The following is a 13,183-nucleotide window of genomic DNA, read 5'->3' on the forward strand; positions in this document are numbered from 1 at the left end:
ACTGTGGAGTGTACAAGAACTTGTGAGTAGCGCATTGTTTACAATCGCCAAAGCATACACGTTGAAGCAGTAAGAAGTATCCGCAAGGACTTCAATTTCTCGATGTGTTTGAGTATATTTCAACACATTTTGAGTGGCAGTGAAAGTATGATTAAAAATGTAGCACATATAGGCTTTACCGTCAGTAATTTGGAGAGAACCGTCGCTTTTTATCAGGATGTATTGCAAATGGTTTGTGTCGGCCACTTGGAAATGGCAGGCAAAGAAACTGAGGCATTATTTGCGCAGCCGGGAACTAAAATTAAAGTGGCATACATGAAAAGAAGCGCCGATGCTGCTGATCCGGCTGTCGAACTTATCGAATTTATCAGTCCCGCAATTGAGAAGCGCCCGTGCAGTTTATTCCGAACCTCAATCTCCGAGTTATGCTTTCAGGTGGAAAATATCGATGCTTTTTATCAGCGCTTGTTGGATAATAACGTGGAAGTCTTATCAAGTCCGCAATTTTATGATGCGACAGCATACGACATGGGTAAATCACGCACTATTTATTTCAAAGACCCCGACGGCATTATTCTGGAAGCTACGGAAGAAGTTTAAGCTCTCCCCGGCGACAGGGCCTTTCGCCGTTATCCTTTTAAGTTGTAAAATGGCGGTAGGTACTTTGTCGTAACCTGAAACGGAGGGAAATGCTGATGGTAAAAAAAGAACGTTGTGCAGTATTTGCAGGGGCGCCGATCGCTGACTATAAGCGGATAAAAGCCTATTTGCGGCCCGATGACTATATTGTTTATTGTGACCGCGGCTTAAGACATAAGCGGTCCTTGGACTTGCCGGCGGACTTAATTGTCGGCGACTTCGATTCCTGTACTCCGGCCGGGGAAACTTGTGAAATTATTGCATTACCGCGAAAAAAAGATGACACGGATACCTTGGCGGCAATTAAAGTTTTATTGCAGCGCGGCTATCGCGATTTTTTGTTAGCGGGAGTTATCGGGGAACGCCTGGACCACAGCTTGGCGAATTTGGCAATTTTATTGTACCTGGAAGAAAGACAGGCTGAAGGAAAAATAATCGACGATTACGGTGAAATCAGTCTTATCGGCAGACAAACGGCGGAAATTGAGAACGACTATTCCTATTTTTCTTTAATTAATATTTACGGCACAGCCAAAGGTATCAGCATCATTGATGCGGCCTATCCTCTAACTGATGCTGAAATTACCTGCAGTTATCCTTATGGAGTCAGTAACGAAGTGCTGCCGGGGAAAACGGCAAAAGTTAAAGTGGCGGAAGGACATCTTTTGCTGCTTAAAATTAGATAAAACTGAGTAGCGGTACTAATAAAAAGCCGCCGGACGAGGCCCTTGTGCATTCGTCGGCGACTCTTTCAGCTGTTAATTAAGCAGCATTCGATTTACATAAATAACATTTTCTCCGCCCCGTAAGTACGCTTTTCCGCCTGCAAAGCCAAAGTGCAGATGGCATGCCAGGGACCGACATATTCCGGTTGGAAGAAGAAATCCTGCATGGATAATTCCGCCAAAGTGTTTTTATTGAAAATAGCCAAAGAAATAATATTGGCATATTGGGTAATATCGAATTGCGACATAAATTGAGCGCCCAATATTACCTTAGTTTCAGCATCATAATAGATTTTGCTGTAAAGCGTATTCACAGCTTCTGCCGGTTGGTCCAAGAAAGTCGGGCGGACTCTTTGCACGAGATAAGTAGAAGCAACTTTGCCTTGATAGGAACTGCAGTTGGCGGAATTAATACCGCTTGTAGCAAAATGATAATCGAACAAAGCCAGAGCCGAAGTGCCGGAAACAGCCTGGACAGTTGCTTTCTCACCCATAGCATTCTTAGCTGCGACTATTCCCTGCCGTCTGGCGTTTGTCGCCAAAGCAATGGCGGCTTTTTGCCCGGTGGGAGCATATTGAATATAAGTGGCATCACCGGCAGCATAGACATCCTGCGCGGAAGTTTGCTGATAAGCGTCGGTTAAGATGAAACCGCGTTGATCCAAGTCAACTAAACCCTTAAGCCAAGCAGTATTCGGTTTAATACCGACAGCGATAATGACTGTATCACAAGGATAAGTTCCCTTGTCGGTTTTAACAGCCGTAACTTGACCGTCAGAACCGGTAAATTCAACAACACCTTCGCCGCCTCTGAAAGTTAAATTGTGCTTTTGCGCATCAGCGGTCAAAATGTCGGTGAATTCCTGATCCAAATAAGTCGGTAAGATTCGCTTTTGGAAATCAATAACGGTAACTTCCTTGCCGGCCTTGGCATAAGCTTCAGCCGCTTCAATGCCGATATAACCGCCGCCGATAACGACAACTTTCCGAGCAGAGGCCATTCTCTTTTTAATTTTGTCAGCCCAAACTTCACCGCGCATGTAGTAAACATTAGCCAAATCCGCACCGGCAACTTTGAGGGGAGCAGGAATTGCGCCGACGCCCAAAATCAATTTGTCGTAACTTTCGCTGCCTGCACCGTTGGCATCAGTGTATGTCAAAATGTGCTTGGCTGCGTCAAAACCGGTGACAGTTGTGTTGACGTGAATATGGACACCCTGATTTTTGTAGGATTCTTCATTCGCGTAATGAATTTTGCTCAAACAGGAAGACTCACCTTCCAAATAGGATTGAATACCGCAAGAAAGGAAAGAAGCTGTTGCCCCGGCTTCATACAGATGGATTTCTGCTTGCGGTTCTCTTTCCAAAATGGTTTGCACGGCCTCGTAGCCGGCGTGAGATGTGCCGATAATTGCATATTTCATATATTAAATACCTCCTGATATTGTCTGATTGCTTAATTCTAAAGGGGAGGTACAGGCAAGTAAGTGGCAGCAATCACTTGTTCAAATATGCGCCGATATTAGCCGGCTGTTTGTGATTAGCGACACGGAAGCAGAAAAAAGTCGCCTGATTGGAGGCGACTTTAAGTATAAGCACTGCAGCCTGTTGCACCGGAGATGCCGGAGGTTAAGCGGAAAAGTTGCCGCTTTCCACATCCCGGATAAAATCAGCCAAATGCTTGTAATAGACAGCCGGATTATCCACCATGTGATGATGGCCGCCGTCGGGGGTCGTTACAAGCCGGGCGTGCGGAATTTCCTTCTGCATAATCGCCGCACTGCTCAGCGGCATCGTTTCAATTTCGCCGAAAGTCAGGAGCGTCGGAACTTGAATATTTTTCAACTGTGAACGGAAATGCCAGTCTTTCAGCTTACCGGTAATCACGAATTCATTGTCCCCCTGGAAAGCGTTATAAACGGCAGAACCGCCCAAATCATACAGATGAGAAAGCTTGGAAGGCTGTTTACGATCAACAAAATTAATGTTCAGGATATGGACATCCTCCTGATAACGCTTGTTGCTGTAGTCGTTAGCAGCTTCACAACGGCGCATGAAATCAATTTCCGTCTGCGGCAGAACTTCCTGCCGGCGCCGATTGACCGCCGCCACATATTCATCAATTTCATCGACCATGGAAGAAATAATTGCTCCCTTGAGGTGTTTCCCGTATTTGACGGCATACTCCTGCACCAATAACCCCCCCCAACTTTGACCGATAAGATAGAAGTTATCCAAGCCCAACTTCTCTCTAACTTCATCCACTTCGTCTAAAAAATATTCGTATGTTAAATATTCGGCGGCAATCTTCGGGTCGGAATAATCCGGCTGATCGGAATAAAGCGAGCCCAACTGATCGTACATAGTTACTTGAACGTCCAAGCCCTGCTGCTTAAGTTGATAAGCGGCATCTTCCCAATATTCGTGCGTGCCGCCCGGGCCTCCGTGCAAAGCTAAAAGATGAATGTTGCCTTGGCCTTGAGTGTTGGTCCATAAATGGTAACCGTTGTTTAAAGTAATAATTTTTGTGCCGACTTTCATAATAATCTCCTTCTGTCCGGAATTACTTTATTCTACCGCTTTTTGTGATTGAAAAAAACTATGAAAACAGCAGGATAATTACGCATAATTATAAACAACCGTTATTTGATATTAACTTGAAAATTCCGGGAAAAGTGAATAATATTATTGAGTAATAAAGCCTTTATAGGCAACAATATTCAACGGAGGAGAGCACATATGAGAATTAAGCGGGATAATTATCTGCAACAGCTGATAGCCTACCGTTTTGACGGATTGGTAAAGGTTATTACCGGTATCCGGAGATGCGGTAAATCCTATCTCCTTAAGAATATATACAAAGATTACTTAATTAGTGACGGGGTGAAAGAGTCGAATATTATTGTGATTGAACTGGATTTAGCAAAAGATATTAAATATCGCAATCCGCTGATTCTTTCATCTTATGTTAGAGAAAAAGTGGAAAACAGCAAAGAGGAATATTATCTTTTTGTGGATGAGATACAAATGTCGGACAAGGTGCCCAATCCTTATAATTCTGACGGTAAGAAAATTACTTTTTATGATGCCCTTAATGATTTAAGAAGTTTGACGAATTTAGACATTTATGTCAGCGGCAGCAATTCGATGATGTTGTCGAGCGACGTTCTGACGGAATTTAGAGGTCGAAGTGATGAGATAAGAGTACATCCGCTCAGCTTTTCCGAATATTATTCGGCTGTAGGCGGCGAGAAAAATGCCGCTTTTGATGAATACTCGTTTTACGGAGGTATGCCGCTGGTACTGTCAAGGCCGAATAAAACGGCCAAGATGAATTACCTTAAATCATTATTATCTGAGGTATATATAAAGGATATTGTAGAGCGTAAAGGCATAGAAAGACAGGATATATTGGAACAGGTTCTGGATTTACTTTGTTCGTCGCTCGGTTCTTTAACCAATCCGAGCAAAATTGCCAATACGCTGAAATCACAATGGCGGGAAGCGGTATCGGCCAACACTATCAGGGCATATATAGGACATCTGGAAGATGCTTTTCTTTTTTCGGAAAGTAAGCGATATGATGTAAAGGGTAAGGCCTATTTTGATTCCCCGAATAAATACTATTGTGAAGATATAGGTTTGAGAAATGCAAGAATAGGTTTTCGACAGCAGGAAATAACTCATATTATGGAGAATATTATTTATAACGAGCTTATTATCAGGCAATTTTCTGTTGATGTAGGCATTGTTTACTCCAGAACCGTCAATAAAAACGGCAATTCCGTTCGGACAGCGAGAGAAATAGATTTTGTAGTAAATTCAGGTGATAAAAGAACTTATATTCAATCGGCTTATGCTATGTCTACTGCAGAAAAAAAAGAAACCGAGCTCAAGCCGTTTACGCTTACAGGTGATTTTTTCCCGAAAATTGTAGTCGGAAAAGATGTCGGTAAGAGGTGGTATGACGATTGCGGCATTTTGCACATTAATGTAATTGATTTTCTTTTGGATCGAGAACTTATATAGAGCTTACAATAACTTTTTGTGATTGAAAAAAACTATTTTCGAGTATAAACTGGTATTGAGGGGTTCTTTATCCACAGAATTGTGCGATAGCAAGCGGCCCGATTAAAGAAAGAGATAGGCGAAGATGGTTATGAGTAATTCAAAGTTGAGTAAACGCAATTATAAGCGCCGGACTGATAAGGCGACTCAGTCGTCGAGTGCTCAGATTAAAGATGCGCATAAGGCAGCGGTACTGACGGTAGGTGCTGCAGGTGTACTTGTCGGAGCCTCGTTGGTATTCAATCCGACAGCGGTTATGGCGGAAAATGCCGATCAGCCGGTTAAGCCGGTCAAGCCGCAGGAATTGAAAGAACAGGTGCAGCAGCAGAATGTTGCCGCGGCCACGTCCGGGAGTAAAGTCAAGGTTGTAGACAGGCAGTCTCAAACTGAAAAAGCAGCAGCTTCAGGTTCACAGGATAATAAAGCTGCGGAAGATAGGGCGACTGCACCGAAAAATGATGCAACCCAAGCCGATAAAACTATTAATATTTCACAGCAAAATAAAGACAAAGTTCCCAATATGTATAGTTGGGGCACGGCCGATAATGTTTTCAGTAAAGACGGCAACAAGCTGGATGTAACAATTAACATTGCCAAGCCGGAAGAGGGTAAAATCAGCCGGGTGGTAGTTTTCCCGGCCGTTAATAATGATTTAACCTCCAAGAATATAAAAAACTCTATTGATTATGATTCCAGCGATAAAGATGCCCATCGTAACTATTCGGGCGTTTATGCATTTACTAATAACGCCGACGGCAGCGCCTGCCTGAAAATCAACGAGAATTTCCGTGACGGGCAAATCGGTGCGGCGACTAAATACGCCGGCAATAGAAATATTGCCGTTTATGTAACCAAAATGGTCAACGGCAAAGAACAGGAAGTTCTGCTGTACCGGACGAATGTCTGGCGGGCAGGAACCTTGGTTCCACCCAAATCCGCCGGTTCTATTGTCCTCAAATACAATGAGAAATTAACGGCAGACAAGCTGCAGGAGCAACTGAAAGAAGCAGCTGCAAATCAACCGACGGAAGCTGACAATAATAAAACTGTCAACGAGCAAATTGTTGCAGCAAGTACAGCACCTAAAGTGGGCGTAACTAGTAAAGATAAGAAATTTACTAATACACCGGATAAGCCGGAGGAGAAGCTGCCGCAGAGCAAATATGCTTATGATCAAAAGGCGACAGATGCCGTTAATCAGGTGCAAAAAACTGAAACTACGGTTGCCGGTAAGCAGGAAAATACTTATGCCACGGGCACTTCGACAGTTAATACCAATTTAGTTACCGATCAGGGCCTCAAATCTCCCGATATTCCGGTGACTGTAGCACGTTATGATGACAGAATAGAAAAACCGGTTGTCGATGATCCGACAGCTTTGACGGAAGAACAACGGAACGAAATTAAGCAAAAACTGGCGAGATTGAACAAAGTGGCCACCGATGCCGTGCAGTTTGATGATCAGGGCAACGTAACGATCAAGTTCCAAGGTGTGGAAGAAAGTAAACTGCCGAAGTTAAAAGTGAGCGACTTGGTAATTAAGCGCTTACAGGAAAAAGAGATTGTCGTTCCTGCCAAAGATAAGGCGACAGTAATTTACAATCCTATTGGCTACTCCCAAGCTGAATTGGAACGGATGAAAGACGCAATTTATCAGGCCAACAAGGATAATCCGAATTTGCATCTGACCTCCAAGGACCAAATTAAGCTCAGTTATGTCGACGGAAATACAACCGTAGGTAAGAACATACAGGGTATTTCCAACGGCATGGCAGAAAATACAATCACCGTTGAAATTAAAACGGACAAAGCTCAGGTTTCTTTCACTTCCGATGTGAAAAATGAGAAATTGACCCGTTTGGTTGATATTCGGAAAGATTATGATGTCAGCTGGACCAAGCAGAAAATGGACGGCCGTGAGAGCGATGAGGGCTTTGAGTGGAGCGAGGATCATAAGACTTTAATTTATCGCTATGATTCGTCCAAGGCTATAAGCTTCAAGAGCGGAGAGGTGTTGAAGCTGTTGCAGGCAACTGCGAAAAAGGGTAACGACGGTCAGCCTTTAGTCCAAGGCTTAAGAGATTTAAAGGGTGATGAAGGCAGAACTTTAGAACGCGAAGGTAGAAACGGCAAGCCGACAAAGTCACATATGCATTATGTGCTGGATGAAAATGATCAACCTACCGGCGTTTTGGATCTGGGCGTGATGGGCGGACCGTATTGGAACGGTGATCCGGCAGTTACAAATTCGGATAAAGACTTAGGTGAGAAAGAAGCGAAAGTCGGCAAATATACTTGGGATAAAGAGGCTCAACCTATTGAAGTAGCGGCTAAAGACAATCAGGTGTTTAAGGCCAGATTGTTCGTTGCGCCTTATGAAATGAGTTATTATACCTCACTATACGGCAATCCGCGCAATACTACGAAAGCCATTAATGTGATTTTTGTGCCGCAGACGAAAAATAAGAAAAAGGATTTGGCTGCTGCCGTTGATAAGTATAAATTGGCGGAAGATACGAAAAAACCGACAAATTCGGCTTACTATAATGCCGATCAGGACAAGAAAGATGCCTATGATCAAGCTTTAAAGCACGCCAAAGAGGTTTTGGAACGCCAAGCTGTTAAAGGCAATGATGACGACAGCAAGTTAAGTGAACAGGATAAGGCCGATATTGATAATGCAGCCATTAAGTTGCAACAGGCTGAAAAGGAGCTCAACGGTCAAGCGACTGCCAAAGCCGACCTGCAAAAATCCATAGACGCTAACGGCAAACGTCCTGAAGGCTCAAATCCGGCAGTAGCCGGGACTGTGACGGCGCCGGAATATCAGAATGTTACGGACGGTGTTTTCCTGCAGCCTGACGGTCAGCCGGATACGGCAAAGAATAATAAAGCACAGCAGGCTAAAACCAAATACGATCAGGCATTGGCGGCAGCGGAGAAAATAAATAAAGATCCGAACGCTACGCAAGCGGAAGTGGACAAAGCCAAAGCCGAGTTGGATACGGCCAGAGAAGCTTTGAAGGAGTTCAGCACTAATAAAGACAAGCTGAACGCTGCTTTGGGACGATTGGGCAAGGTCAATACCGGTAAGAGCGAAACGGGTGTAGCGGACGAAACAAAGGCGGATCCTATTTATCAAAATGCGACTGACGAAGAGAAAAGAGCTTATGCCGACGCTTTGGCCAAGGCCCAACAATTGGCAGCCGATCCGAACGCTTCCCAAAAAGATGTCAATCAGACGGTTGAAGCTCTGAAGCAGGCGAAAGCAGCCCTGGACAAACGTGCTACCAATAAGCAAAAATTGGATTCCGGCATCCACCAAAGCTTCGACAATCCCGAACCTGACAATGAGTCAAAGCGCAGCGTTTTCTACAAAAACGCTAAAACCAAGGCGGATAACAACGATCAGGACGCACAAACGGCCATCGATAATTACGATCAGGCTTTACAGGCGGCCAAAGAGCAGTTGAAAAATGACAAAGCGACGCAGAAACAGGTGGATGAAGCTTTGCAGAAGTTGCAGGATTCCGAAAAAGTTCTGCATGAAAAGTATCAGACGAATGTCAACGATTTAACTAAAGCTTTGGCGGATAACGTTACGAATTATTTGAATCCGGCTTATTTCAACGCCTATAACAAAGCCCAAAAAGGTGATGAACAGGCGAAAAAGGATTTCCAAGCCTACAATGAAGCTTATCAAAAAGCCAAGGCTTTGAAGAAAAAGTTGGAACAAATGCAGCAAACGCCAGCCCAAGCTCCGACGCAAGAGGAAATTGATGCGGCGAAGAAGCAACTGAACGATACAAGAGCAATAATCGATAAGTATTCTACAGATGATAAAGACTTGCAGAATGCAGTTGATGACGATACTACAGTGCAACAAACTCCTGCTTATAAAAATGTAACAGCATGCAGTAACGATAATTCGGATCCTGAGGCTAGTGAAAAAGCCAAACAGGTGCTGGAGCGTTATGAGAATGCGCTGGAGCATGCCCGGGCAGTTTTAGGCAATAAATTGGAAAAGGATATATACAAGAGCGGAGACAAGCAGGGGCAGGAAATCCCGACAAGCAATATCCCGAATAAGGACGGTGATGTTCTCGACCCGCATTATTTAGACGATATTCAATCGCATGCCAAGGGTGAAGCTTTGCAGGCGGACGTGGAAGCGGCGCTCAAAGAATTGCAGGAGGCGACACAGGCATTTGCTGCTTATAACACCGATACGCAGAAGCTGCGCGATTCTGTCAATAAGGATGATCGGACGAAGGCCGGAGTAGGCTATAAAAACTCCGCCGATCCGAATAAAATCTTTACCAGCGGAGCTGACAGCGGCAAAGAAGATCCGTCGACCTATGATCAAAGTAAAGCGTTGGCGAAAAAATATGACGAGGCTTTGGCTACAGCTAAAGTCGTGTTGAATAAGTCCGATGCTACTCAGGCAGAGGTCAATGCTGCTTTGAAAGCTTTGGAAGATGCCCGGAAAGATGTGGAAGGAAATGTTTCTTCGACCGCTGATTTGAAGGATTTAATCAATACAAACAACTTGGATGATATGAAAGATTCGCCGGCTTATCGGAATATGGCGGAGCAGAGCTTCAGAAAGCTTAAAGCTGACGGCAGCGGCTATGAGCCGGACACGGAGAAAAATGCCAAGGCGAAGGCGGCAAAGGAGAAATTTGATGCCGCTTATAAGCAGGCTAAGAAATTAATGGCCAAAAACGAAGATGAGCAGCCGGCAAATCGCCCGACGCAAAAAGAAATTAATGAGGCCTGGAAGGCGCTGAATGAGGCGGCGAAAGGTTTATCGGCGTTCAAAAATGAAGGTGAATTTGCAACCGATACGCAAAAACTGCAAGATTTGGTGCAAAAAAGCGAGAGCAATGATCCGGCTACAGGTTTCCAAGTCGATCCGGCGTATTTGAATGCTTTGTATGACAAATCTAAATCGCAAGCGAATCCTGCCGCATTAACCGCTTTTAATGATGCTTTGACGGCGGCGAAGAATTTGTTGGATTCGACCGGAAATACCTGTTCTGATACTATGTGCAGCAGAGCGTTGCCGTCGCAAAAAGCCGTCGATGAAGCTTTTGATAATTTGCAAGATGCGATCAAGGCGCTGAAAGAGCAGTACAAGACGAATACGGAGGCCTTGCAAAACGAGAAGGACTATTGTAACGACAGCTTACCTGCTACACCGGAGTATAAAAACGCCGTGAAGGATCAAAGTCAGGAGGCCCAACAGGCAGTAGCGACATTTAACGAGGCTAAGCAGAAAGCGGACGAATTGCTTAACAATCCGAACGTGACTCAGGAAGCTGTAGATAAGCAATTGCAGGCTTTGCAGGCAGCACGTCAGGCCTTAGAAAAATATCAAACTGATGTTAAACCTTTACAGGATGAAGTAGATGATAAAAACGGGCAGCTTAAATTTGAAGATTCCGTTCCTTATAAGAACGCTTTGGCGCAGGCACAGACAGCTCAAGGCGATGATGCTAAAGCCAAACTGGCGGATTATAATCAAAAATTACAGGCAGCCAATGATCTTATTCGGAAAGTAAAAGAACCGGATGCTAATTTGCCGGCAGATCAATGCCCGACCAATGAAGATGTGCAAAAAGCTTTGACAGATTTGCAGGCGGCAAAAGAGGCGATCGGTAATGCTTTCAAGACGGATATTACCGTTTTGCAGAAGGAAATTAATGATCAGGACGATACGGGTGCAGCTTATGTGCCGCAGTTTGCCGATACTGTTCAATATAAGAACTTATTGGCCAAAACTGTCGACGGGCAGAAGCATCCTGATTTGACAGCTTATGAGCAGGCTTTGCAAGTTGCCAACGATTTGATTAAGCAACAGCAAAAGCCGGCTGCCGGTCAACAGGGACCGACACAGGCGCAGGTTGATGATGCCTTAAGTAAATTGCGGGAGATAAAATCTAAAATCAAGCAGAATCATAATACGACGACGGTTGATTTGCAGAATGAAGTTAATACGGACGATGATTTCCAAAACAGCCCGACTTACAGGAATGCTGCAGCTGCTGCAGATCCGGCCGGCAAGCAGGCAATTAACGCCTATCAGCAGCAATTGCAGGCAGCGCAAGAACTGTTGGATCTCTTTAATAATCCGCAGACACAGGATGACAAACGCCCGACGCAAGCGCAAATTGATGCAGCGTTGCAGGCCTTGAAGCAGGCAAAAGCTGAAATTGATAAGTATCAGACAAACGTTGCGGCTTTGGCAGCTGAAACGGCCAAGTCATCCGATCCGGCTGTTCAACCGCCGACTGCAGGCAGCTTTGAAGCAAGCGTGGAATTCAAGGATGCAAAAGACAGGAAAGATCCGGCTTCTCAAGCTTTGGTGCAAAAGTACGAAACAGCTTTGGCCAATGCGCGGGACATATTGCAGAAACATAAAGATCCTAATGCTTCAGCAAAAGATAAGCCGTCTCAGGCTGAGGTTGATGCGGCCCTGAAAGCTTTGCAGGAGGCCAAGTCGGCAATAGTTAATTCTTATACGCCGCCTTTTGTTGCTATCCCGGCATCTTTCTACGCCGAAGAGATTGCGCAACAGACAGCTGATGGCGGCAGCCTCCGTCAGGTTCACGGTGAACTTTTGAAAGGTAAAGTGGCCAAGACCGGAGAACAAGCCGGTATGTTCAGTGGCTTAGGCGGATTAAGCGCTTTGTTGGGTATAGGTTTGGGAGCAGCGAAAAGGAGAAAAAGACGTTAAGTTTTTGAAACTTTAATTATCTTCGCTTTCAGCGCAGCGTTCGTTTGAGGACGCTGCGTTTTTTGTGTGAAGTGCCGGTTCAGTAAGACGCGGGCAGGCATTCGGTAAAAGTTTTATAATTTGCTCTTTTAACAAATTTGTTATATAATGCGATAAAAGTTGACGATTTGTTAAACAATAAAAGATTTGTGGAGAGCGGAGGATTATATGGAAATAACAAGTTTGAGCTTAAGTGTACGTGATTTCGGCTGTAATGTGGTTTTCGCACCGGAATTGCAGAAACCGGTGGAGATTGTCAATTTTGCTGAATATTTCACGGTAAGCGTGCAGGATGGCAGACTGAAAATTGAGCAATCCGCACCGTATGTCCGTAAAGTTACAAACTTAACAGATTTTTTCACTTCTCGCCGGGTACTGATTCGTTTGCAACAATCAGCTTTTGAATTGCTTACGGTTAATTGTTGTGCCTATGTGCAAATCAACAAGCTGCAACTGCAGCAATGCTCCGTTAAGGCCGTTGCCGGCAGTGTCCGTTTACATGATTGCAAGGTGAATAAATTGCTGCTTAAAGGTAATGCTGCTTCTTTTAATTGTGAGACTTTGGGAGAAATGGAAAATGTTAATGTTAATGTCAACAGCAGTTCCCTGCATTTCAGCGAGCTTTCTGTACGGGAAGCGGAATTTAACGTAGATTGTTCAGCTTGTAATTTTCATAATGTGCAGATAACGGAAAAGTTGAATCTGGAGTTGTGCAACACTTCTTTTTCCTGGAATGATCCGCCGCAGGAAGCTAATGTTGATGTCAGTAATGATAATAGTGTCGTGCGCTATTATGGCCGCTTGTTACATTCCGGCAGGTCGACCTGTCAAAATGATGATGTTTTACGTTTGAATATCCGGAGTAACAATGTCAACAGTTCGGTGAAATTAGGTTAAAATTTGCTCTTTCAGGTGCCGCAGGGGCGGGGCAGTCTTTGCCTGCAAGTCACATTGTCACAAGCTTGTAATAGCT

7 protein-coding genes are annotated in these 13,183 nt (G+C 44.5%); 5 read left to right on the plus strand and 2 right to left on the minus strand.

Features of this window, described 5'->3' with window-relative positions:
- The first annotated feature begins 147 nt into the window (after positions 1 to 147).
- Complete coding sequence (locus PYS60_RS01095) at positions 148 to 600, plus strand: VOC family protein (protein WP_315570070.1); 453 nt, start codon at positions 148 to 150, stop codon at positions 598 to 600.
- Between the two features lie 95 nt (positions 601 to 695).
- Positions 696 to 1,325, plus strand: a complete 630-nt coding sequence (locus tag PYS60_RS01100; protein WP_315570073.1) for a thiamine diphosphokinase — start codon at positions 696 to 698, stop codon at positions 1,323 to 1,325.
- Positions 1,326 to 1,417: 92 nt separating this feature from the next.
- Here PYS60_RS01100 and PYS60_RS01105 read toward each other — a convergent pair whose 3' ends face one another.
- Positions 1,418 to 2,788 carry an NAD(P)/FAD-dependent oxidoreductase gene (locus tag PYS60_RS01105; RefSeq protein WP_315570075.1) on the minus strand — a complete coding sequence of 457 codons (1,371 nt, stop codon included), beginning with the start codon at positions 2,786 to 2,788 and terminating at the stop codon, positions 1,418 to 1,420.
- Positions 2,789 to 2,993: 205 nt separating this feature from the next.
- Positions 2,994 to 3,905, minus strand: coding sequence for a proline-specific peptidase family protein (locus tag PYS60_RS01110; RefSeq protein WP_315570077.1), 912 nt, complete (start codon positions 3,903 to 3,905; stop codon positions 2,994 to 2,996).
- Positions 3,906 to 4,103: 198 nt separating this feature from the next.
- Here PYS60_RS01110 and PYS60_RS01115 point away from each other — a divergent pair, with 198 nt between their 5' ends.
- From PYS60_RS01115 to PYS60_RS01125, 3 genes are all read left to right on the plus strand, one after another.
- A complete protein-coding gene (locus tag PYS60_RS01115) occupies positions 4,104 to 5,393 on the plus strand; it encodes an ATP-binding protein (protein ID WP_315570079.1) in 1,290 nt (429 codons plus the stop codon).
- 130 nt (positions 5,394 to 5,523) lie between these two features.
- Positions 5,524 to 12,171 carry an LPXTG cell wall anchor domain-containing protein gene (locus PYS60_RS01120; protein WP_315570081.1) on the plus strand — a complete coding sequence of 2,216 codons (6,648 nt, stop codon included), beginning with the start codon at positions 5,524 to 5,526 and terminating at the stop codon, positions 12,169 to 12,171.
- A 207-nt stretch (positions 12,172 to 12,378) separates the two neighbouring features.
- Complete coding sequence (locus PYS60_RS01125) at positions 12,379 to 13,107, plus strand: GIN domain-containing protein (RefSeq protein WP_315570083.1); 729 nt, start codon at positions 12,379 to 12,381, stop codon at positions 13,105 to 13,107.
- Positions 13,108 to 13,183: the final 76 nt, after the last annotated feature.

It is taken from the genome of Amygdalobacter indicium (assembly GCF_029101545.1).
Lineage (GTDB): Bacteria > Bacillota > Clostridia > Saccharofermentanales > Fastidiosipilaceae > Amygdalobacter > Amygdalobacter indicium.

What these genes read in the sequence shown, in the direction of transcription:
- PYS60_RS01125 (WP_315570083.1), top strand. Translation starts at nt 12,379, where the DNA reads ATGGAAATAACAAGTTTGAGCTTAAGTGTACGTGATTTCGGCTGTAAT.
- PYS60_RS01100 (WP_315570073.1), top strand. Translation starts at nt 696, where the DNA reads ATGGTAAAAAAAGAACGTTGTGCAGTATTTGCAGGGGCGCCGATCGCT.
- PYS60_RS01105 (WP_315570075.1), bottom strand. Translation starts at nt 2,788, where the DNA reads ATGAAATATGCAATTATCGGCACATCTCACGCCGGCTACGAGGCCGTG.
- PYS60_RS01115 (WP_315570079.1), top strand. Translation starts at nt 4,104, where the DNA reads ATGAGAATTAAGCGGGATAATTATCTGCAACAGCTGATAGCCTACCGT.
- PYS60_RS01110 (WP_315570077.1), bottom strand. Translation starts at nt 3,905, where the DNA reads ATGAAAGTCGGCACAAAAATTATTACTTTAAACAACGGTTACCATTTA.
- PYS60_RS01120 (WP_315570081.1), top strand. Translation starts at nt 5,524, where the DNA reads ATGAGTAATTCAAAGTTGAGTAAACGCAATTATAAGCGCCGGACTGAT.
- PYS60_RS01095 (WP_315570070.1), top strand. Translation starts at nt 148, where the DNA reads ATGATTAAAAATGTAGCACATATAGGCTTTACCGTCAGTAATTTGGAG.